We start from the raw sequence: 22934 nt of genomic DNA, 5'->3' as shown, positions 1-22934 counted from the left end.
TGGTGCGCTACAACGGCTTAGCCGTTGAACACATCATCCACGCTTTGCAGCGGGTAGTTCTTCGGATACGGCAGGGTGGCCACACCAGTCTCGATTGCGGCTTTGGCCACGGCATCGGAGATCAGGGTGATCAGGCGCTTGTCCATTGGCTTCGGAATGATGTACTCACGGCCGAATTCCAGTTTGGCGCCACCGTAGGCGTCGCATACATCCTGAGGTACCGGCAGCTTGGCCAGTTCACGCAGGGCATTGGCGGCCGCGACTTTCATCTCTTCGTTGATGCGCTTGGCGCGAACGTCCAGGGCACCACGGAAGATGAACGGGAAGCCCAGTACGTTGTTGACCTGGTTCGGGTAGTCCGAACGACCGGTGGCCATGATCACATCGTTACGAGTGGCGTGGGCCAGCTCCGGCGAGATCTCTGGGTCTGGGTTGGAGCAGGCGAACACGATCGGGTTGGCCGCCATGGACTTCAGGCCTTCAGCGCTCAGCAGGTTCGGGCCGGACAGGCCGACGAACACATCGGCGCCGTCGAGGGCGTCAGCCAGGGTGCGCTTGGAGGACGGGTGGGCAAACATCGCCTTGTACTGGTTCAGGTCGGTACGCTCGGACTGGATCACGCCCTTGCTGTCGACCATGTAGATGTTTTCCAGCTTGGCACCCATGCTCACGATCAGCTTCATGCAGGAGATAGCCGCAGCGCCGGCGCCCAGGCAGACGATCTTGGCATCAGCCAGGGTTTTGCCGGCGATTTCCAGGGCGTTGATCATGCCGGCCGCGGTAACGATCGCGGTGCCGTGCTGGTCATCGTGGAATACCGGAATGTCACATTGCTCGATCAGGGCCTTTTCGATTTCGAAGCACTCAGGTGCCTTGATGTCTTCCAGGTTGATGCCACCGAAGGTGATGGAGATGCGCTTGACGGTATCGATGAAGGCCTGCGGGCTTTCGGAGTCGACTTCGATGTCGAATACGTCAATGCCGGCGAAGCGCTTGAACAGCACGCCCTTACCTTCCATGACTGGCTTGGATGCCAATGGGCCGAGGTTTCCCAGGCCGAGAATCGCGGTGCCATCGGAAATCACTGCAACCAGGTTGCCCTTGCCGGTGTACTTGTACGCCAGCTCAGGGTCACGGGCGATTTCACGTACGGGCTCGGCCACGCCGGGGCTGTAGGCCAGCGACAGGTCGCGGGCGGTAGCGGTGGCCTTGGTGAGCTCTACACTCAGCTTTCCTGGACGAGGATGGGCATGATATTCGAGAGCGGCAGTTTTCAAATCAGACATATCGGCATTCCGCTTTTACTGTTGGTCGACGGACCGCCGAGGATACTCGTGTCGTAAAGCCCCTACAAGACTGGGCAGTCACAGGTGTCAAGGCCCCAAAGCGCCGTACTTTGGTCTAAGGCCACGGGATACAAGGGCTCAACTGTTCACAATTGAATAAAAAAATGTCTACAATTTTTTATTAATCTGTCGATTTGAGCATACCGGGATCGGTCAGCGGCAGCAGCCAACGCGCTTGACCGTTTTTCAGGCGCCCCTGCCTGGAGCGATCCTGCACCCAACCGCGCGCCTCGATTGTCTTGCCTTGCAGACCATTGAGCAAGCCACTGTCGAACTGGCGGGCAAGATCGGGCGCCACGCGCAATACCAGTGAGCCCTGCAATTGAATCCAGATGCCGCCGCGATTGCGCTCGATCTTGCTCACCCGGCCGCTGACCAGCGCAAAACCGGATTGCCTGAGGTCGCTCACCGATTGCACCGGCGATTGCCGCCAGAGCCCCAACCCGGCCTGGCGGGCGCTGTTTTCCGCCGCCTGCTGGCAAGCGACGAGGTCAACATTGGGCGCGACCCCCACTTGAAACCCCAAGCCTTCGGCGAGCAAGCGCGCCTCGAGGTTTTCGCCATCGGCACCGTAAAGGTGGGCCAGGGTACGTCCGTAGCGGTCTTTTCGCTCGCGCCCCGGCACCAAGCCGACGCGACCTTCACTGGCCGCCACCAACGCCTGCAAACGCTGGCGGGCAGCGACCGCATAAGGCTCGTCGCCACGCCCCTTTTTAGCGGTTTCCGGGGCGTTGACGCCGATCATGCGCACGCTGCGGCCATCCTTGAGGCGCACGGTGTCGCCATCGACCACGCGCTGTACTTCAACCCGGACCACGGACGCTGGCGCAGGGCAAAACACCTCGGCCTGAGCGGCCTGCTGCCAAATCCCAGGCACAAAAAAGGCGCCCGCGAGGGACGCCTTTTTCAACAGCTGGCAAAAGCCCATAAGGCTTTTGAGCCTTACTCTGCTGGAGTAGCAGCAGGCTTCTTGCCGAAAGCACCAAAGCGATCTGCGAAGCGCTGTACGCGGCCGCCGGTGTCCAGAGTCTTCTGCTTACCGGTGTAGAACGGGTGGCACTCGTTGCATACGTCAGTACCCAGTGGCTTGCACAGGTTCGAACGGGTTTCGAACTTGTTGCCGCAGCTGCAGGTAACTTCGATGGTTTCGTACGCTGGATGGATATCGGCTTTCATGGTGACTTCCTCGGGCTAGCGTGCCGCCACTCGACACTATTGTCGAATACCGCACGTAATTAGGCCGCGGATTCTACCAGACCTTTTTAAACGCGCAAGCTGCGGCACCTATCGCCTGTCAACATAAAAGCACCTTTCATCAGAAAACCATGGCATACCCAACACCCCCCTCGTCTGCTAGGCTCGCGCCCCTGCACCGTCACCCGCCTTTATATGAGACTCCCCGCGTGCCCGACGCCATTTTGCGCCTAGCCCTGCCCTCGCCCCTGCGCCGCCTGTTCGACTATCGAGCCCCGGCCGGCGTGCTGCGGGCGCAGTTGCAGCCGGGCATGCGCGTACGCGTGCCGTTTGGCCGCCGGGAGATGATCGGCATCCTGATCGAAATCGCCGATCACAGCGAAGTGCCCGCCGAAAAGCTCAAGCCCGCCCTGGCGATCCTTGATGCCACGGCGCCACTGCCGCACGCGCTGTTCAAGCTGTGCCTGTGGACAGCCCAGTATTACCAGCACAGCCTGGGCGACACCCTGAGCTGGGCGTTGCCAGTGCTGTTGCGGCAGGGCGAACTGGCCGAGGCGCGTCAGGAGCGCTTCTGGTCGATGGCCCCCGGCGCACGCCTCGATGACCCGCGCATCGCACGCGCGCCGCGTCAACGCGAAGCCCTGGCGACACTGGCCCAGCACCCTCACGGCGTGGCCCATCAGCTTTTAAGCAAGCTGATGCTGAGCAAAGACAGCCTCGACCTGTTGCTGGCCAAAGGCTTGGTACAGGTCGAAATCCGCAAACACGCCCCTGACCCACGCCACGAACATTGGCTGGCCCAGCCGGAACTGCCGCTGAACCCCGAGCAACGCGCCGCTTACGAGGCGATTCGCGCAGGTTTCGACAGTTTCCATGCGTTCCTGCTGGCCGGCGTCACCGGCAGTGGCAAGACCGAAGTCTATTTGCAGTTGATCCGCGAAACCCTGCAAGCCGGCAAACAGGCGCTGGTACTGATCCCTGAGATCAACCTCGGCCCGCAGACCCTGGCGCGTTTCGAGCAACGCTTCAATGCCCGCATCGCCCTGGTGCACTCGGCGGTCAACGACCGTGAGCGCCTGGAGTCATGGCTGGCGGCACGGGATGGCGAGGCCGACATTATTATCGGCACGCGTTCGGCGCTGTTCACGCCAATGAAGAACCCCGGGCTGATCATCATCGACGAAGAACACGACGGCTCCTATAAGCAGCAGGAAGGCCTGCGCTACCACGCCCGCGACCTGGCGCTGGTGCGCGCCCGCCAGGAAGACATCCCGATCGTGCTCGGTTCGGCCACGCCGTCCCTGGAGAGCCTGCACAACGCCTACACCGGCCGTTACGGACTCCTACGCCTGAATGAACGCGCCGGCGGCGCCAAACAACCGCGCTTCCTGCGCCTGGACGTAAAAAGCCGCCCGCTGGACAGCGGTATTTCCGGGCCGATGCAGCAAGCGATAGGCCAAACCCTCGCCGCCGGCCAGCAAGTCCTGGTGTTTCTTAACCGCCGCGGCTTTGCGCCGACGCTGCTGTGCCATGACTGCGGCTGGATGTCCGAATGCGAGCGCTGCGATGCGCGCATGACCGTGCACCAGCGCTATGGCGAGTTGCGCTGCCATCACTGCGGCCATGTGGAGCGCGTGCCCCGCCACTGCCCGCAGTGCGGCAAGGTCGACCTGCGCCCGGTTGGCGCGGGCACCGAGCGCGCCGAAGAGCGCCTGGGCATTCTGTTCCCGGACTACCCCGTGCTGCGGGTCGACCGCGACAGCACCTCGCGCAAAGATGCGATGAACCAACTGTTCGCGACCATCCAGAAGGGCCAGCCATGCATCCTGGTGGGCACGCAGATGCTCGCCAAGGGGCACCACTTTCCCCGGGTGACCCTGGTGTCGATCCTGGACGCCGACGGCGGCCTGTTCTCCGGCGACTTCCGCGCCAGCGAGCGCATGGCGCAGTTGATCGTGCAAGTGGCCGGGCGCGCCGGGCGTGCCGAAGAGCCGGGCAAAGTGATTATCCAGACGCACCTGGCCGACCACCCGCTGCTGATTCAACTGACCGAACAAGGTTATTTTGCCTTCGCCGAACAGGCCCTGAGCGAACGCCGCTCCGCCGGCCTGCCGCCGTTTGCCCACCTGGCCTTGCTGCGCGCCGAGGCGCACAAGCCGGGGCAGGCCGAAGGTTTCCTGGACGAGGCGTGCAGTGCCGCCGAGCGGTTGCTAGGCGAACTGGGCCTGAGCGGCATCGAACTGCTCGGCCCGGTGCCCGCGCCCATGGAACGCCGCGCGGGACGTTATCGCGCTCAGCTACTGTTACAAGCCACCTCGCGCGCGCCACTGCATCGCTTATTAAGTAGCTGGTTACTTGCTCTGGAGCAAATACCCAGCGGGCGGCAGGTGCGATGGTCGTTGGATGTGGACCCGGTAGATTTGTATTAGTAGCAAGCCAACTCCCACATTTTGAAAGGTGAACACCGTTAAATGCGGGAGCGGGCGTGCCCGCGATGAGGCCCGCAGGTCCGCCATCTGGTCTGAACGGTTGGCAAGCCCGCCCTCGCCACGGATAATGCCCAGTTTTTCCACCTGCGCATCGCGCGCCGCCGCTTGCGGTCGAAAGAGAACACCATGAAAGACACCATTCGCCAGCTGATCCAACAAGCCCTCACCCAACTCGTCAACGAAGGTGTGTTGCCTGAAGGCCTGACGCCGGCGATCCAGGTGGAAAACACCCGCGACAAGACCCACGGTGACTTCGCCAGCAACATTGCGATGATGCTGTCCAAGCCCGCCGGCATGAAACCGCGCGACCTGGCGGAAAAAATCATCGCCGCGCTGCCGGTCGACGAGAGTGTCACCAAGGCCGAAATCGCCGGCCCCGGCTTTATCAACTTCTTCCAGAACACCCAGGCACTGGCCTCGCGCCTGGACGCCGCGCTGGCTGACGCAAAAATAGGCGCCCGCAAGGCCGGCGCCACCCAGCGCGTGGTCGTCGACCTGTCGGCACCGAACCTGGCCAAAGAGATGCACGTGGGCCACCTGCGCTCCACCATCATTGGCGACGGCGTGGCGCGGGTGCTGGAGTTTCTCGGCGACAACGTGATCCGTCAGAACCACGTGGGCGACTGGGGCACCCAGTTCGGCATGCTGATGGCGTACCTGCAAGAGAACCCCATCACCAGCAATGAGCTGTCGGACCTGGAGAACTTCTACCGCGCCGCCAAGAAGCGCTTTGACGAATCCGAAGAATTCGCCGACCGCGCCCGTGGCCTGGTGGTCAAGCTGCAGGCCGGCGACGCCGAATGCCTGGAGCTGTGGAACCGCTTCCGTGAGATTTCCCTGTCCCACTGCCAGGAAATCTACGAACTGCTCAACGTCAAATTGACCATGGCCGACGTGATGGGCGAAAGCGCCTACAACGACGACCTGATCAATGTGGTCAACGACCTCAAGGCCAAGGGCCTGTTGGTGGAGAGCAACGGCGCGCAGTGCGTGTTCCTTGAAGAATTCAAGACCGCCGACGGCGAGCCGTTGCCGGTGATCATCGTCAAGGCCGATGGCGGTTACCTCTATGCCACCACCGACCTGGCCGCCGTGCGCTATCGCAGCGGCGTGCTCAAGGCTGACCGTGCGTTGTACTTCGTCGACCAACGCCAGGCCCTGCACTTCCAGCAGGTGTTCGAAGTGGCGCGTCGCGCGGGCTTCGTCACCCACCCGATGCACATGGAACACATGGGCTTCGGCACCATGAACGGCGCCGATGGCCGCCCGTTCAAGACCCGCGATGGGGGCACCGTCAAGCTGATCGACCTGCTCAACGAAGCCCAGGATCGCGCCTACAGCCTGGTCAAGGAAAAGAACCCGGAACTGGCCGAGGCCGACCTGCGCAACATCGCCCGCGTGGTGGGCATCGGCGCGGTCAAATATGCCGACCTGTCCAAGCACCGCACCAGCGACTACAGCTTCAATTTCGAACTGATGCTCAACTTCGAAGGCAATACCGCGCCGTACCTACTCTACGCCTACACCCGCGTGGCCGGTGTGTTCCGCAAGCTGGGCAAGGACTTCAGCGAAGTCGAAGGCCAGATCGTGCTGGATGCGCCCCACGAACAGGAGCTGGCGGCGAAACTGGCGCAATTTGGCGAAGTGTTGAACAGCGTCGGCGAGAAAGGCACGCCGCACATCCTGTGCAGCTACCTGTATGAAGTGGCCGGCCTGTTCTCCAGTTTCTACGAGAATTGCCCGATCCTCAGCGCCGACGACGAAGCCCAGAAGCAAAGTCGCCTGCGCCTCGCCGCACTGGCTGGACGGACCCTCAAGCAAGGCCTGGAACTGTTGGGCCTGGAAACTCTGGAGCGTATGTAAGTTGGCTGCCAAGAAAAAACCTGCACCCAAGCGCGGCGCCAGCCGCTACCAGGCCCCGGCGAAAAAGCCGATCCCAGGCTGGTTGTGGATGGCCATCGGCCTCTCGGTCGGCGCGTTTGTGGTGTTCCTGATGAAGCTGGATCCGGGCCAGGGCGATGACGTCAAACGGGTCAAGCAGGAACAGCAGAAGGCCACCAAAATCGCCGAAGCCAACAAGACCGCGCCGAGCCCGACCGCACCAGTGAAGCCCAAATACGACTTCTACACGCTGCTGCCGGAATCGGAAGTGATCGTGCCACCTGACGCCGTGCCGGAGAAAACCCTGCCGACTCCGCAGGTGCCGACCACCCCGGTGACGCCGGCGGAAGCGGCGAAAATCGACACCGCACGCGCCCAGGCGGCACTGGCCGGCATCACCCCGCCACCTGCTCCGCCGGTTGCCGAAACCAAGGCGGCGCCGGTGACCAAGTTCTTCCTGCAGGCGGGTTCGTTCCCCAAGCAGGCGGATGCGGACCGTGTACGCGCGCAGATCATCCTGCTGGGCCAGTCGGTGACGGTGGAGTCTGGCACCGTGAAGGACGCGACGTGGTATCGCGTGCTGGTGGGGCCGTTCAGCAACCGTGAACAACTGACCGTGGCGCAGAAACAATTGGCTGGAGCAGGGTTTAGCAACCTGTTGTTACAACAACGCCAGAGCCGCTGATTCAGGCTCAACATGGATCAAAATGTGGGAGGGGGCTTGCCCTCGATGGCGGGCTGTCAGTCGATGAATCTGGTGACTGACACACCGCTATCGGGAGCAAGCCCCCTCCCAAATTGGCTTCTCGGTGTTCTCGAAAGGGTGTCAGACCAATAGACACCATTCGTCCGCACTAAGCACTCAAGGTTGAAATCACCCCCACCACCCCCATATGAGTTTCCATCAGGGCATTTTCGCCCCGCTGCGTGGAGACTCTCCCCTTGACCACCATCGTTTCAGTACGTCGCCACGGCAAAGTCGTCATGGGCGGCGACGGCCAGGTTTCCCTGGGTAATACCGTGATGAAAGGCAACGCGAAAAAAGTGCGTCGCCTGTACCACGGTCAGGTACTCGCCGGCTTCGCGGGCGCCACCGCCGATGCCTTTACCCTTTTTGAGCGTTTCGAAGGCCAGCTTGAGAAACATCAGGGCCACCTCGTGCGCGCTGCCGTCGAACTCGCCAAAGAGTGGCGCACCGACCGCTCCCTCAGCCGCCTGGAAGCCATGCTGGCCGTGGCCAACAAAGACGCGTCCTTGATCATCACCGGCAATGGCGATGTGGTTGAGCCTGAACATGGCCTGATCGCCATGGGTTCCGGCGGTGGTTACGCCCAGGCCGCGGCCAGCGCACTGCTGAAGAAAACCGACCTGTCGGCCCGGGAAATCGTCGAGACCGCCCTGGGCATCGCCGGCGATATCTGCGTGTTCACCAACCACAACCAGACCATTGAGGAGCAGGACCTCGCCGAGTAAGCCGTAGGCTTATTCCTGCTTGAGGCCGCCAAACACTATGTCCATGACTCCCCGCGAAATCGTCCACGAACTTAACCGCCATATCATCGGCCAGGACGATGCCAAGCGCGCCGTTGCCATCGCCCTGCGTAACCGCTGGCGCCGGATGCAACTGCCCGAAGAACTGCGCGTTGAAGTGACGCCCAAGAACATCCTGATGATCGGCCCGACCGGTGTCGGTAAAACCGAGATTGCCCGGCGCCTGGCCAAACTGGCCAATGCACCGTTCATCAAGGTCGAAGCGACCAAGTTCACCGAAGTCGGCTATGTGGGCCGGGACGTCGAGTCGATCATCCGTGATCTGGCCGACGCCGCCCTGAAGATGCTGCGCGAACAGGAAGTGACCAAGGTCAGCCACCGCGCCGAAGACGCCGCCGAAGAGCGCATCCTCGATGCCCTGCTGCCACCGGCGCGCATGGGCTTCAACGAAGATGCCGCGCCGTCGTCGGATTCCAACACCCGCCAACTGTTCCGCAAGCGCCTGCGCGAAGGCCAGTTGGATGACAAGGAAATCGAGATCGAAGTTGCCGAAGTGTCTGGCGTGGACATCTCCGCACCGCCTGGCATGGAAGAAATGACCAGCCAGTTGCAGAACCTGTTCGCCAACATGGGCAAGGGCAAGAAGAAAAGCCGCAAGCTCAAGGTGAAAGAGGCGCTCAAACTGGTGCGTGACGAAGAAGCCGGGCGCCTGGTGAACGAGGAAGAGCTCAAGGCCAAGGCCCTCGAAGCGGTCGAACAACATGGCATCGTGTTTATCGATGAGATCGACAAGGTGGCCAAGCGCGGCAATTCCGGCGGCGTCGACGTGTCCCGCGAAGGCGTGCAGCGTGACCTGCTGCCGCTGATCGAAGGCTGCACCGTCAACACCAAGCTGGGCATGGTCAAGACCGACCACATCCTGTTCATCGCCTCCGGCGCGTTCCACCTGAGCAAGCCAAGCGACCTGGTGCCGGAGTTGCAAGGCCGCCTGCCGATCCGCGTGGAGCTCAAGGCCCTGACCCCGGGCGACTTCGAACGCATCCTCAGCGAACCGCATGCCTCGCTGACCGAGCAATACCGCGAACTGCTGAAAACGGAAGGGCTGGGCATCGAGTTCCAGGCCGACGGCATCAAGCGCCTGGCGGAGATCGCCTGGCAGGTCAATGAAAAGACCGAGAACATCGGTGCCCGTCGCCTGCACACACTGCTTGAGCGCCTGCTTGAGGAAGTGTCCTTCAGCGCAGGCGACATGGCTGGTGCGCAGAATGGCGAGGCGATCAAGATCGACGCTGACTACGTCAACAGCCACTTGGGCGAATTGGCGCAGAACGAAGATTTGTCGCGGTATATCCTGTAAGCCTCACACCGAACTGCTTTGCTTCAATGTGGGAGGGGGCTTGCTCCCACATTTCAGGGTTATCTCCAATGTCCAAATTTCCGACTGCCGTAAACCTGCACAAAACCTCCAACACCCTCAGCCTCACTTACGGGCCGGATGAAACCTACCAACTGCCCGCCGAATTCCTGCGAGTGCACTCCCCTTCCGCCGAGGTCCAGGGCCACGGCAAACCCATCCTGCAATACGGCAAGCTCAACGTCAGGTTGATCAAGCTGGAACCGGCCGGTCAGTACGCACTGAAATTGACCTTCGACGATGGGCATGACAGCGGGCTGTTCACGTGGGACTACCTCTACCAATTGGCCGTGCGTCAGGACGCGCTGTGGGCCGATTATCTCGCCGAGCTCAAGGCTGCCGGAAAAACCCGCGACCCGAGTCAGTCGGTCGTGCGGCTGATGCTCTAGCCCAGGCTTCTTGCTCTTTAGAGGGCATTTTCTAATTTCATCTGCTTGAATGCCCTGTCTCGTGGCCAACGATTGGCCCGCTTGCGAAAAAAATTAAACTCGGGTAACCAATGGAACTGGCAAGTTCCCTGCATTTGACGATGCGGTATCAACGGTCACCCGAGTCGCAGTACCAGGCTTGTGTTGTGTATCGAAACTTCGTACGCAGCGGTACCCGGTACTCGTCTTTCGGACAATGGAGCGTCGTAGATGAGTAACAAGAACAACGATGACTTGAAACGCCAGGCCTCGGAAAACACCCTGGGGCTGAACCCGATCATCGCGTTACGCAAAAAGGATTTATTGGCCTCGGCGAAGATGGTGCTGACCCAAGCCATCAAGCAACCGTTGCACAGCGTCAAACACGTCGCCCACTTTGGCGTGGAACTCAAGAATGTGATGTTCGGCAAATCCGCGCTGGTGCCCGAGAGCGACGACCGTCGCTTTCACGACCCGGCCTGGAGCCAGAACCCGCTCTACAAACGCTACCTGCAAACCTACCTGGCGTGGCGCAAGGAACTGCACGACTGGATCGGTGACAGTAACCTTCCCGCACAGGACATCAGCCGCGGCCACTTCGTGATCAACCTGATGACCGAAGCCATGGCACCGACCAACAGCGCGGCCAACCCGGCGGCGGTCAAACGCTTCTTCGAAACCGGCGGCAAGAGCCTGCTCGACGGTCTGTCGCACCTGGCCAAAGACATGGTGCACAACGGCGGCATGCCGAGCCAGGTCAATATGGGCGCCTTTGAAGTCGGTAAATCGCTGGGCACCACCGAAGGCGCGGTGGTGTTTCGCAATGACGTGCTGGAGCTGATCCAGTACAAGCCGATCACCGAGCAGGTGCACGAGCGCCCGCTGCTGGTGGTGCCGCCGCAAATCAACAAATTCTATGTGTTCGACCTGAGCCCGGATAAAAGCCTGGCGCGCTTCTGCCTGCGCAATGGGCAGCAGACGTTTATCGTCAGCTGGCGCAACCCGACCAAGGCCCAGCGTGAATGGGGCCTGTCGACCTATATCGAGGCGCTCAAGGAAGCGGTGGATGTGGTCACGGCGATCACCGGCAGCAAAGACATCAACATGCTCGGCGCCTGCTCCGGCGGCATCACCTGCACGGCCCTGCTCGGTCACTACGCCGCGCTGGGGGAGAAAAAGGTCAACGCCCTGACCCTGCTGGTCAGCGTGCTCGACACCACCCTGGACACTCAGGTGGCCTTGTTCGTCGACGAGCAAACCCTGGAAGCAGCCAAGCGCCACTCCTACCAGGCCGGCGTGCTGGAAGGCCGCGACATGGCCAAAGTGTTCGCCTGGATGCGCCCCAACGACCTGATCTGGAATTACTGGGTCAACAACTACCTGCTGGGCAACGAGCCGCCGGTGTTCGACATCCTGTTCTGGAACAACGACACCACGCGCTTGCCCGCGGCGTTCCACGGTGACCTGATCGAGCTGTTCAAGAACAACCCGCTGGTGCGCCCCAACGCGCTGGAAGTGTGCGGCACCCCCATCGACCTCAAGCAAGTGACCGCCGATATCTATTCACTGGCCGGTACCAACGACCACATCACGCCGTGGCAGTCTTGCTACAAGTCGGCGCAGCTGTTTGGCGGCAAGGTGGAGTTCGTGCTGTCCAGCAGCGGGCATATCCAGAGCATCCTCAACCCGCCCGGCAACCCCAAGGCACGCTATCAGACCAGCGACAGCCTGGCGGGCAAGCCGCTGGAATGGCAAGAAAACGCGACCAAGCACACGGATTCGTGGTGGCTGCATTGGCAGGCCTGGCAGGCGGAACGGGCGGGCAAGCTGAAGAAGGCGCCGACGTCATTAGGCAATAAAACGTACGTCGCAGCCGAAGCGGCACCTGGAACCTATGTACACGAGCGCTAGATTGAAATGGGATCAAATGTGGGAGGGGGCTTGCTCCCGATAGCGGTGTGTCAGTCAGCTGATCCATTGGCTGAGCAATTGCAATCGGGAGCAAGCCCCCTCCCCCATTTGGACCGCACTCCGGCTGTAACACTTCACAGGGCTTGAGCATGCCGCAACCGTTCATCTTCCGTACCATCGACCTGGATGGCCAGACCATCCGCACGGCGGTACGCCCAGGCAAGCCTCACTTGACGCCGCTGCTGATTTTCAACGGCATCGGCGCCAACCTTGAGCTGGTGTTTCCGTTTGTACAGGCGCTGGACCCGGACCTGGAAGTGATCGCCTTCGATGTACCGGGCGTGGGCGGTTCGTCCACGCCCAAGCGGCCCTACCGCTTTCCCGGCCTGGCCAAACTCACCGCGCGCATGCTCGATTACCTGGATTATGGCCAGGTGAATGCGGTTGGGGTGTCCTGGGGCGGGGCGCTGGCGCAGCAGTTTGCCTATGACTACCCGGAGCGCTGCAAGAAGTTGATTCTGGCCGCCACCGCGGCCGGCGCCTTTATGGTGCCGGGCAAGCCCAAGGTGCTGTGGCTGATGGCCAGCCCACGCCGCTACATCCAGCCGTCCCACGTGGTGCGCATCGCGCCGATGATTTATGGCGGCTCATTCCGCCGCGATTCCAAGCTGGCCGCCGAGCATGCCAGCAAAGTGCGCTCGGCCGGCAAGCTCGGCTATTACTGGCAGCTGTTCGCCGGGCTGGGCTGGACCAGCATCCACTGGCTGCACAAGATCCGCCAGCCAACCCTGGTACTGGCGGGGGACGACGACCCGCTGATCCCGCTGGTCAACATGCGCATGCTCGCCTGGCGCATTCCCAACGCACAGTTGCACATCATCGATGACGGGCATCTGTTCCTGATCACCCGGGCCGAGGCCGTGGCACCGATCATCATGAAGTTTCTGGAGGAGGAGCGCCTGCGCGCCGTGATTCACCCAAGACCCGCGGTGTAAGGACCACACCGCCGCGCAACTTGCCGGGAACCGGCTATGGTTCTGAATTGGCGTGCCTGTTGATGGTTTGACGAAGGAGTGTTGGCTCATGCGAGAAAGACCCGTGACGAACCCGGCGCCCACCCCTGCCGCGTTTATCAATGCGCAAAACGCAATCACCGGCCTGCGCGGCCGGGATTTGCTGTCCACGCTGCGTAACGTTGCCGCTCACGGCCTGCGCAACCCGGTGCATACCGCCCGTCACGCCCTGGCCCTGGGTGGCCAATTGGGTCGCGTGCTGCTCGGGGAGACGGTGCATGAACCCAACCCGCGCGACAGCCGCTTCGTCGACCCCACCTGGACGCTCAACCCCTTCTACCGGCGCAGCCTGCAAGCCTATCTGAGCTGGCAGAAGCAGACTCGCCACTGGATCGATGACAGCGCCCTGAGCGCCGACGACCAGGCCCGCGCGCACTTTGCCTTGGCCCTGATCAATGACGCGGTGTCGCCCTCCAATACCCTGCTCAACCCGCTGGCGATCAAGGAACTGCTCAACTCCGGCGGCAACAGCGTGGTGCGCGGTGTGAGCAACCTGTTCGACGACCTGCTGCACAACAATGGCCTGCCGCGCCAAGTCAGCAAGCATGCATTCGAAGTGGGCAAGACCGTCGCCACCACCCCAGGCTCGGTGGTGTTTCGCAATGAGCTGCTGGAGCTGATCCAGTACAAGCCCATGAGCGAAAAACAGTACGCCAGGCCGCTGTTGATCGTGCCGCCGCAGATCAACAAGTACTACATTTTCGACCTGAGCCCGGCCAACAGCTTTGTGCAATACGCGCTCAAGAATGGCTTGCAGACGTTCATGGTCAGCTGGCGCAACCCCGACGTGCGGCATCGCGAATGGGGTCTTTCCACTTATGTGGCGGCGCTGGAGGAAGCACTCAACGTGTGCCGGGCGATCACCGGTGCCCGCGAGGTCAACCTGATGGGCGCCTGCGCCGGCGGCCTGACCATCGCCGCCCTGCAAGGCCACCTGCAAGCCAAGCGTCAGTTGCGACGCGTCTCCAGCGCCAGCTACCTGGTGAGCCTGCTCGACAGCCAGATCGACGGCCCGGCCATGCTGTTCGCCGATGAGCAGACCCTGGAAGCCGCCAAGCGCCGCTCCTACCAGCAAGGCGTGCTGGACGGCCGCGACATGGCCAAAGTGTTCGCCTGGATGCGCCCCAATGACCTGATCTGGAACTACTGGATCAACAACTACCTGCTGGGCAAGGAACCGCCGGCCTTCGACATCCTGTACTGGAACAACGACAACACCCGCCTGCCCGCTGCGCTGCATGGCGACCTGCTGGATTTCTTCAAGCACAACCCACTGACCCACGCGGGCGGCCTGGAGGTGTGCGGCACGCCCATCGACTTGCAGAAAGTCACGGTGGACAGCTTCAGCGTCGCCGGGATCAACGACCACATAACGCCGTGGGACGCGGTGTACCGCTCCACGCAATTGCTCGGGGGCGACCGGCGCTTCGTGCTGTCCAACAGCGGGCATATCCAGAGCATCCTCAACCCGCCGGGCAACCCCAAGGCCAACTACGTCGAGAACCCCAAGCTGAGCAGCGACCCGCGCGCCTGGTACTACGACGCCAATCATGTCGAAGGCAGCTGGTGGCCGCAGTGGCTGGACTGGATCCAGCAGCGCTCGGGCGTGCAACGCGAAACCCTCACCGCCCTGGGCAACCAGAATTACCCACCGATGGAAGCGGCGCCGGGCACTTACGTGCGTGTGCGCTGAGCTCAACGATCACATTAAGAAGACTGGATGAAGACCCGCGACCGTATCCTTGAATGCGCCCTGCAGTTGTTCAACCAAAAGGGCGAGCCGAACGTGTCGACCATGGAAGTCGCCAACGAAATGGGGATCAGCCCCGGCAACCTCTACTACCACTTCCATGGCAAGGAGCCGCTGGTACTTGGGTTGTTCGAGCGCTTTCAAAACGAGCTGGCGCCGCTGCTCGACCCACCGGCGGACGCACAGCTGGAGGCCCAGGATTACTGGCTGTTCCTGCACCTGATCGTCGAACGTTTGGCCCATTACCGGTTTTTGTTCCAGGACCTGTCCAACCTGGCCGGGCGCCTGCCGAAACTGGCCAAGGGCATTCGCCACCTGCTCACCGCGCTCAAGCGCACCCTGGCGTCATTGCTGGCGCGGCTGAAGGCGGCCGGGCAGTTGGTCAGCGACACCCAGGCGCTGGGGCAGTTGGTGGAACAGATCACCATGACCTTGCTGTTTTCCCTGGACTACCAGCGCATCCTCGACCGCGAAGGCGAGGTGCGGGTGGTGGTCTACCAGATCATGATGCTGGTGGCGCCCCATCTGTTGCCGCCCGCACGCCAGGCAACGCAACGCCTGGCGCTGCGTTATCTGGACGATCCGACTTGACCGGCGGTTATGCCGGCTTGCCGAACTGCTGAGTGAACTTGAACAGTTCACTGTCGCTGGAAATACCCAGCTTTCGATAAGCCGATTGTTTTTGCGTGCTGATCGTACTTGCGCTGCGCGAAAACTTGGCGGCAATTGAATTGACGCTCATCCCGTCCAGAAAACACCTTAGTACTTCCTGTTCCTTGGGCGTGAGGCCGCTACTGAGTTGCAGAGCGCTCGCCAAGTCCGCCTGTTTATTTGCAACATCACGCCCCGCGTGCAGGTCTTGCAGTGCCAATACACTACTGGGCTGTAGATAAAGACGCCCCTGGGCAACCGTTCGAATAGCCGTGAACAGGTCCGCCAGGTTTTGCGTTTTACCCAGGATCCCCCAGCACCCGGCCTTCAATGACAATGAAACGGTGGCCGGCGTGCAGTGCGAAAACACCACCAACGGCCGGCAACTGCTAAAGCGCCTGTGCAGCGCTTTGATCAGGCTGAGGCCATCGAGGTCCGACGGCGCCAGGGCGAAGTCCATGACCACCACATCCGCCAACCGCCGGGATAGCGCCTCCAGCAGGTCTCGCGCCGTGGCGAAGGAACCGATCACTTCGATATCGGACTCTTTACTCAGGCTCAGCTCAATGCCTTGGCGAACCATTTCATGGTCATCCAACAACATCACGGTATACGCAGTGGAAGTACGCATCTGAACACCTGCGTCGGTAAATACAACACGCTGAGCCCGGTATAGCTCAGCACTTGAGCGGCTTCAATATTAAGGCAGGTTATTTAATGCCGCGCCTTACAGTAATAACTGAAGGAAACAGCTGAGTCGTTTTCTTACACACAGAAACGCAACTTCAAAATCAATAAACAAAACAACACGATTTCGAACAATCACGAACGGTTATTCGTAGGTTTTCTATAGAGCGCGTTCAACTTTTGATACAAATTGTCCTCAACGCCAATCCAGAAAGATGCGATCGCCAAGACCCAGGCCGCATTAACCGGAGGCGAGTTACACCTCACTTAATAACTGGACATACGATGAACCTTTACGCTCTCTCCACCGCCGCGGCCGTTCTTGCCTTGAGTGCTGCGGCAAATGCCGCTGACGGTGTGATCAACTTCACCGGGCTTGTCTCCGATGTGACCTGCACAATCGAAAGTGCAACGCCGGGCACCCGCGCAGTGGTCAAAAACGTCAACCTGGGCGGCGTGAGCGCTTCGCGACTGGCAACCGCGGGCAGTCGCTCCAACCTGACCGGTTTCACGATTCGTATCGGTGCGCCCGGCGAGGCCAGTTGCACCAATGGGCGCACCGCCATGGTTGCCTTCGACCCCACCAGCCCGGCCATCGATGTAGCCACCGGGCGCCTGAATATCGATGGTCACGACGACCCGGCCGACACCACCGCCAAGAACGTGCAAGTTGAAATAACGCGCCGCGACGGCGTCCCGATCAATGTCTACACCGATAAATCCGATGGCGTGGTGATTGCCGACAACCAGGCCATCATCCCCCTGGCAGCACAAATGTTCGCCAGTGGCGCCGCGACCGAAGGCACGGTCAAGACGCGTGTCGGCTTTATGGTCGAGTACGCCGAGTAGAGCGCCGCCAGGAGCGCGAAGAGATCACCATGATGAAAACAATCACCGCCCTCGTGCTTGCCTGCTGTGCCGTTGCAGGCCTGCCCGCGTTTGCGCCGCCCGCCATGGCCGGCGTGATTGTGCATGGCACTCGGGTGATCTACCCCGCCGAGCGGCAGGAGGTGATTGTGCGCCTGGAGAACAAGGGAGACCGCCCGACGCTGGTACAGACGTGGCTCGACAGCGGTGACCGACACTCCACCCCGGCAACCGCCCAGACGCCGTTCGCCCTTTCACCGCCCTTGTTTCGCATCGAGCCCAACCAGCAGCAGGCACTGCGCCTGCGCTATACCGGCGAATCGCTGCCCGTCGACCGCGAACGGCTGTTCTGGCTCAACGTGCTGGAGGTGCCGCCGCTGTCGGCCGATGCCGCGCAGAACAACCAGCTCGAAATGTCGTTTCGCACGCGTTTGCGGGTGTTCCTGCGGCCGGCGTCGCTGCCTTATCCGGTCACGGCGGCCGCCTCAAAATTGCAGTGGCGCCTGGTGGCCCATGATCGCGGGTTCGCCCTGCAGGCCAGCAACCCCACGCCGTACCATATTTCGTTGGCCACGGTGGTATTGGTCAGCGGCGCCAAGCGGTTCAGCAAGGCACCGAACCAGGCCGCCGACGACAGCCTGATGCTGCCGGCAGGCGACGTGAAGCGGTTTGTATTGCCCCAATTGCGCAACCGCCCCAGCCACGCGGCCAGGGTGGAGTTCACCACGGTCAGCGACTTTGGCGCCCGAGTGCAGCACTCGGCTGACCTGACCTACAGCGGCGGATAACCCATGCAGGCGATGTCGGTTTTACCTGTGCTGGCGAGCATTGTGCTGATGAGCGCGCTCACGGCACACGCCGGTGTTGTCATCAACAGCACGCGGATTATTTACCCCCAGAACGACAAAGAGGTAACGGTCAGGCTGGAAAGCAAAAACCAGGTGCCGGTATTGGTCCAGGTCTGGCTGGATCGCGGCGATGAGCATTCAACCCCGGGGCTGACCGACATCCCCTTCGTCGCCACACCGCCGATTTTTCGCATGGAACCCGGCAAGCAACACGTGGTGCGCCTGGCCTACACAGGTGAAGCCTTAGCGCCTGCGCAAGAAAGCCTGTTCTGGTTCAACGTGCTGGAGGTGCCCTCACAGCCCCACGGCGCTCGGCACAGCAATCAATTGCAGTTGGCCTTCCGCACTCGTATCAAGCTGTTTTTGCGCCCACACAACTTGCCTTACGCGGTCGAGGCGGCGCCAGCAAAACTGCAGTGGCGACGCGTCTCGGGTGAGCACGGCCAAGCGCTGGAGGTCTTTAACCCGACGCCCTATCACCTGACCTTCGAACAGATCGACGTGCAGGTCTCGGGCCAGCGTCACCCCCGCAAATCGGCGGCGTCGGGCCCCGAAAACATGGTGATGCCCGGCGGGCGCAGGCGTTTCGAGCTGCCGACGCTCAGCTCTTTTCCAGGCCGCACGACCAACGTGGTGTTCCAGACTCTGGATGACTTTGGCGTAACGGTCTCCCACAACGCCGAGGTATTGCCATGACCGCGCACGGCCTTAGGGCATAGCCGGCTGGCGCCAATCATGGCCTGTCGCGGCAGGCCGGCCAGGTGATTCGCACCGCTTCGGTCGATGCCCATTGGCTTGGGCAGGGGCTCCCCATGCCCACATTTGCACAACCACTGTTTGAGTACGCTAAACATGAGTTTGAAGACAGCATCGGTGAGACACCAACGGTTCAAGCGTTCGGTGCGCGGCGTGTTGCTGGCGGGAAGCGCCCACGCACTGAGCGGCCACTGCGCCGAGCATGTCGAGTTCAACCCGGCGTTCTTCCCGGATGGCGCCACCGGCTTGCAGGTTGATATTTCACGCTTCAACCAAGGCAATGTGGTGCTGCCCGGCAGCTATCGCACCGAGGTCTACCTCAACGGCCAGTGGATCGGCCGCGAGACATTGGCCTTTGCGGCCGTCGCCGGCCACAAGTCGGCGCAATTGTGCCTGGAGCGCGATGCGCTGCTCAGGTTCGGGATTGATCTGGCGGCGGTGCAAGCTTCCGCGCTTTCCAGCTGCGCTGACATCGCCGCGTACTTGCCAGGCGCCAGCAGCCGGTTTGAATCGGGCGAAAGCCGCCTGGACCTGCAAGTCCCGCAGATCTACCTCAAACGTCAGCCACGGGGTTATGTTGACCCCCAGCACTGGGACAGCGGCATCAATGCCGCTTTTGTGCGCTATAACGCCAATACCTTTGCCACACAGGCCGGTGATCGTTCGCTGAGTTCCAGCTACCTGGGCGTGAATGCGGGGCTCAATCTCGGCGATTGGCATTGGCGCCACAACGGCAGCTACACCCGCACCCAGACGACCTCCGGCTACCAACGCAGCGCCACGTATGTGCAGCGTGAAATCAGCGCATTGCAGGCCCAACTGACGGTGGGCGAACTCTACACGCCGGGTGAACTGTTCGACAGCGTACGCCTGCGCGGCACCAGCCTGGCCAGTGATGATCGGATGTTGCCTGACGCCCGGACCGGCTTTGCCCCGGTGGTGCGCGGCATCGCCGAAACCAACGCACGGGTCAGCGTGCGCCAGCGCGGGGTGCTATTGGACGAGGTGTCCGTGGCGCCCGGCCCGTTCGTGCTCAATGACCTGTTCCCCACCGGTTACGGCGGCGACCTCAGCGTGACGATCACCGAGGCCGACGGCCGCACCCGTGAATTCATCGTGCCGTTTGCCGCCAACGCCAACCTGCTGCGCCCCGGCTATCAACGCTACTCAGTCAGTGTCGGCACGCTGGATGAGATCGGCCTGCGCCACCCGCCTTCGCTGGCCCAGGCGACGTATCAACAAGGCCTGAGCAACCTGCTGACCGGCTACACCGGCGCGGTGCTCAGCGACGACTACCAATCGCAGTTGCTGGGCGCGGCCTTCAATACCCCGCTGGGTGCGCTGTCGCTCGACCTGACCCGCTCCAACGCTCGCCTGCCGGGCCACGGCTCGCGCGAGGGGCGAAGCGTACAGGTGCGCTACAGCAAGAACTTCGCCGACACAGGCACCCACTTTGCCCTCGGTGCATACCGTTACTCCACCGCCGGTTTCCTCAGCGTGAGCGACGCCGCCCGCGTTCGCGACCTGGCTATCGACGGGTTCAAAGGCGACAGCGTCTCGCGCCTGCGCGACCGGATGGACATCAGCCTCAACCAGAGCCTGGGCAACGGCTCGGTTTTTTTGACCGGTTCCTCGCAGCACTATTGGAACCGCACCAATGGCAACCTGACCTTCACGGCCGGCTACAGCAGCCATTGGCAAAAGCTGCATTACACCGTCAGCGTGCAGCGCACCCGCGACCTGCTCAGCGAACGGGTCGACCAGCAGTTTGACCTGTCATTCAGCCTGCCATTGGGCCGCGGTGCGCGTTCACCGACCCTGACCACCACCGTCTATCGGGGCGACCAGAGCAGTGGCGAGCGCGTGAGCCTGGGCGGCAGCATGGGTGAGCGCAGCGAACTCAGTTATGGTTTGAACGCCAGCCGGGCCGACGGCAGCGGCAACGCCACCAGCGCCGACATGAAATACCAGACCAGCCATGGCGTGCTGTCCGCCGGCTACGGCCAGAGCAATGCCTATCGCTCGACATCGTTCGGCATGACCGGCGGCATCGTGGCCCATGCGGGCGGCGTGACGTTCGCCCCCGAACTGGGCGATACGGTTGGCATCGTCCAGGCACCGGGTGCGGTCGGCGCGCGCATCAATGGCAACCACGGCGCCCAGATTGGCCGGCGCGGCTTTGCCGTAGTGCCCCATCTCACGCCCTACCGCAAGAATGTCGTGGAGTTGGACCCCAAAGACCTTGCCGTCGACATAGAACTCAAGACCGCGTCGCACAACGTGGCACCCCGCGCCGGCGCGGTGGTGAAGCTGCAATTTGCGACCGTGAGCGGCCAGGCCCTGTTGATTACTGCACGGCGCGACGATGGCAGCGCGCTGCCGTTCGGCTCGGACGTATTCGATGAGGATGGCGCCAGCGTCGGGATTGTTGGCCAGGGCGGCAAAGCCTTTGTGCGCGTGTCCCGCCCGCAAGGGCAACTGACGGTCAAGTGGGGCGCGGGTGCGCAAACCCTGTGTCGGTTGACCTATGGCGCAGGCACGCCAGTTTCCAGCGATAACACCCAGCGGTTACGCCACCTGAACGCGGGCACCTGTGAAGCCGGCGCCAACCCTGTCTGAAAAACTCATTTTGCGAGGCCCAGCATGAAACACTCGATCACACTCGTTTTGACGCTATTGGGTTGTGGCGGGTCGATAGCGGCCCACGCGGCATGCGACAGCTACCCCAGCGCCACGACCCATACCCTCACGCTCGCCGCGACGATCACCGTGCCGGACAATCTTCCCGTGGGCAGCCTGATTACCCGACAGCCGTTCAGCGGGACCGCACCCGGCCTGTTTATCCGCTGCCCCACCTCTACCCAGGTAACGGTCATTGGCAAATACCCCAACTTACGAGACCCGGGCACGCTCACCTATCTCACCGAAGTGCCAGGCATCGGCCTGCGCATCTTCATGAAAGACGCACGCGGAGTGACTACGGCCTTTGCCATACACAATCAAGCGGCCTTCGCGAACGAGGGAACCTGGGTAACCCTCACCAATGCGGAGGCGGCGTTCTACAAAATCGGACCGACGCCCGCCGGGGTCATGAACAGCGGTGAGATCTTCAGGTACTACTGGCATACGGAGCCGAACATGATCCTGCGGCTCGGCAACTCGGTACGTTTCGTCAGCCCCGTGGCCACCTGCGACTTGGCGGCCGGTGACGTCAACCGCACGGTTTCCCTTGACCCGGTGCAAGTCAGCGCCTTTCAACATGCGCTGTACACCGGTGCGCGCGAGTTTGAGTTAACGGCCCACTGCAGCAATGCCGCCACTGTGACCTTCAGTTTTTCCGGCACCCCCGCGCCAGGCGATGACCGGCTCTTTGCCAATACAGGCACGGCCGGCGGCGTTGCGCTATGGCTGTACTCGCGCGTGGGTGGGAGAACCCAGAATATCCTCGCGAACGGCACCGAAAACACACGCACGGTAGCGGTCTCCGGCAATCGAGCGGTGTTGCCGCTCGGCGCGGCTTATCACCGAAACGGCACGGTCAGCCAAGGTACCCTCGCCAGCACCGCTACCGTCACCATCACCTACAACTGAACCCCGAGAACGACCCATGAGCTTCCTTAAACTGCCCCTGCTGCTGGCAATCAATGTGAGCCTGGCGAGCCAAACGGTGCTCGCCGCCACCACGGGTACGCTGACCTTTGCCGGTCAGGTCAACGGTGGCACCTGTGACCTCAGCGCCGGCGACGTGAACCGCACCATCACCTTGCCGGCCATCAAAATTTCGGACTTTGACGCAAGCCCAAGTGCGGGTTCGCTTGATTTCGAGGTCTCCGCCGATTGCGAGTCGGACATACGCACGGTGGTTTTCCAATTCGCCGGCACGCCCGCGCACGAGAACCCCATTCTGTTTTCCAATACGGGCACCTCGAGCGGTACCGCGTTGTGGCTGATACACCGGGCCTCTCCCTTGTATGCCATCCCTGCCAACGGCACGGAGGCTCAGCGCAGCCGTACCGTGACCACGAGCGGTAACAAAGCTGTGCTGCCACTCAGTGCGGCCTACTATAAAACCGGCGCAGCGGTCACCCAGGGCACCCTGGCCAGCGCCGTCACCGTGTCGATTACCTACAATTGAGCACGCAAAAAAATGCCCGGACTTCACAGGCCGG

General features: G+C 61.9%; 20 protein-coding genes. 16 read left to right on the top strand and 4 right to left on the bottom strand.

The window, feature by feature from the left end; translation table 11 throughout:
• Positions 1 to 17: 17 nt before the first annotated feature.
• The 3 genes from AB4O25_RS20685 to rpmE all read right to left on the bottom strand — a co-directional run bounded on the left by AB4O25_RS20685 (position 18) and on the right by rpmE (position 2522).
• A complete protein-coding gene (locus AB4O25_RS20685; RefSeq protein WP_049710409.1) occupies positions 18 to 1286 on the bottom strand; it encodes a malic enzyme-like NAD(P)-binding protein in 1269 nt (422 codons plus the stop codon).
• A 181-nt stretch (positions 1287 to 1467) separates the two neighbouring features.
• Positions 1468 to 2274 carry a thermonuclease family protein gene (locus tag AB4O25_RS20680; RefSeq protein WP_460149937.1) on the bottom strand — a complete coding sequence of 269 codons (807 nt, stop codon included), beginning with the start codon at positions 2272 to 2274 and terminating at the stop codon, positions 1468 to 1470.
• A 14-nt stretch (positions 2275 to 2288) separates the two neighbouring features.
• The gene (gene rpmE / locus AB4O25_RS20675; protein WP_005784030.1) at positions 2289 to 2522 is read right to left on the bottom strand and encodes a 50S ribosomal protein L31; all 234 of its coding nucleotides are present in this window, start codon (positions 2520 to 2522) and stop codon (positions 2289 to 2291) included.
• 227 nt (positions 2523 to 2749) lie between these two features.
• Between rpmE and AB4O25_RS20670 the strand changes: the two genes are divergently transcribed.
• From AB4O25_RS20670 to AB4O25_RS20625, 10 genes are all read left to right on the top strand, one after another.
• Complete coding sequence (locus AB4O25_RS20670; RefSeq protein WP_017526529.1) at positions 2750 to 4969, top strand: primosomal protein N'; 2220 nt, start codon at positions 2750 to 2752, stop codon at positions 4967 to 4969.
• A 186-nt stretch (positions 4970 to 5155) separates the two neighbouring features.
• Positions 5156 to 6892 (top strand): arginine--tRNA ligase, encoded by a 1737-nt coding sequence (gene argS, locus AB4O25_RS20665; RefSeq protein WP_116078966.1) that lies wholly within the window; start codon positions 5156 to 5158, stop codon positions 6890 to 6892.
• A 1-nt stretch (position 6893) separates the two neighbouring features.
• Positions 6894 to 7595 (top strand): SPOR domain-containing protein, encoded by a 702-nt coding sequence (locus AB4O25_RS20660; protein ID WP_017526531.1) that lies wholly within the window; start codon positions 6894 to 6896, stop codon positions 7593 to 7595.
• Between the two features lie 257 nt (positions 7596 to 7852).
• On the top strand, positions 7853 to 8383 hold the full coding sequence (gene hslV, locus AB4O25_RS20655; protein ID WP_003171209.1) for an ATP-dependent protease subunit HslV: 531 nt from the start codon (positions 7853 to 7855) through the stop codon (positions 8381 to 8383).
• Positions 8384 to 8420: 37 nt separating this feature from the next.
• Entirely contained in the window at positions 8421 to 9758 is a 1338-nt protein-coding gene (gene hslU, locus AB4O25_RS20650; protein ID WP_003171208.1) for an ATP-dependent protease ATPase subunit HslU, read from the top strand.
• A gap of 68 nt (positions 9759 to 9826) precedes the next feature.
• Positions 9827 to 10204 carry a gamma-butyrobetaine hydroxylase family protein gene (locus tag AB4O25_RS20645; protein ID WP_017526532.1) on the top strand — a complete coding sequence of 126 codons (378 nt, stop codon included), beginning with the start codon at positions 9827 to 9829 and terminating at the stop codon, positions 10202 to 10204.
• A gap of 249 nt (positions 10205 to 10453) precedes the next feature.
• Positions 10454 to 12133 carry a class II poly(R)-hydroxyalkanoic acid synthase gene (phaC, locus tag AB4O25_RS20640; protein ID WP_017526533.1) on the top strand — a complete coding sequence of 560 codons (1680 nt, stop codon included), beginning with the start codon at positions 10454 to 10456 and terminating at the stop codon, positions 12131 to 12133.
• 149 nt (positions 12134 to 12282) lie between these two features.
• Positions 12283 to 13128 (top strand): poly(3-hydroxyalkanoate) depolymerase, encoded by an 846-nt coding sequence (phaZ, locus tag AB4O25_RS20635; protein ID WP_017526534.1) that lies wholly within the window; start codon positions 12283 to 12285, stop codon positions 13126 to 13128.
• Between the two features lie 88 nt (positions 13129 to 13216).
• Positions 13217 to 14899, top strand: a complete 1683-nt coding sequence (gene phaC, locus AB4O25_RS20630; protein ID WP_460149936.1) for a class II poly(R)-hydroxyalkanoic acid synthase — start codon at positions 13217 to 13219, stop codon at positions 14897 to 14899.
• 27 nt (positions 14900 to 14926) lie between these two features.
• A complete protein-coding gene (locus tag AB4O25_RS20625) occupies positions 14927 to 15547 on the top strand; it encodes a TetR/AcrR family transcriptional regulator (protein WP_065879491.1) in 621 nt (206 codons plus the stop codon).
• 7 nt (positions 15548 to 15554) lie between these two features.
• Here the strand turns inward: AB4O25_RS20625 and AB4O25_RS20620 are convergent, their stop codons facing one another.
• Positions 15555 to 16238: a response regulator gene (locus tag AB4O25_RS20620; protein WP_017526537.1), complete on the bottom strand. Its 684-nt coding sequence runs from the start codon at positions 16236 to 16238 to the stop codon at positions 15555 to 15557.
• A gap of 341 nt (positions 16239 to 16579) precedes the next feature.
• Between AB4O25_RS20620 and AB4O25_RS20615 the strand changes: the two genes are divergently transcribed.
• The 6 genes from AB4O25_RS20615 (at position 16580) to AB4O25_RS20590 (ending at position 22900) form a co-directional block, all read left to right on the top strand.
• The gene (locus AB4O25_RS20615; protein WP_460149935.1) at positions 16580 to 17143 is read left to right on the top strand and encodes a fimbrial protein; all 564 of its coding nucleotides are present in this window, start codon (positions 16580 to 16582) and stop codon (positions 17141 to 17143) included.
• Positions 17144 to 17175: 32 nt separating this feature from the next.
• On the top strand, positions 17176 to 17949 hold the full coding sequence (locus AB4O25_RS20610; protein WP_460150994.1) for a fimbrial biogenesis chaperone: 774 nt from the start codon (positions 17176 to 17178) through the stop codon (positions 17947 to 17949).
• 12 nt (positions 17950 to 17961) lie between these two features.
• Positions 17962 to 18705, top strand: coding sequence for a fimbrial biogenesis chaperone (locus AB4O25_RS20605; protein ID WP_032883364.1), 744 nt, complete (start codon positions 17962 to 17964; stop codon positions 18703 to 18705).
• Between the two features lie 156 nt (positions 18706 to 18861).
• Positions 18862 to 21384, top strand: a complete 2523-nt coding sequence (locus AB4O25_RS20600) for a fimbria/pilus outer membrane usher protein (protein ID WP_460149934.1) — start codon at positions 18862 to 18864, stop codon at positions 21382 to 21384.
• A gap of 24 nt (positions 21385 to 21408) precedes the next feature.
• Entirely contained in the window at positions 21409 to 22356 is a 948-nt protein-coding gene (locus tag AB4O25_RS20595) for a fimbrial protein (RefSeq protein WP_065879494.1), read from the top strand.
• 16 nt (positions 22357 to 22372) lie between these two features.
• Positions 22373 to 22900: a fimbrial protein gene (locus AB4O25_RS20590; RefSeq protein WP_065879495.1), complete on the top strand. Its 528-nt coding sequence runs from the start codon at positions 22373 to 22375 to the stop codon at positions 22898 to 22900.
• Positions 22901 to 22934 lie beyond the last annotated feature (34 nt).

This window comes from Pseudomonas sp. S3_A03 (genome assembly GCF_054668275.1).
This window is presented reverse-complemented; position numbering and strand designations above follow the sequence as displayed.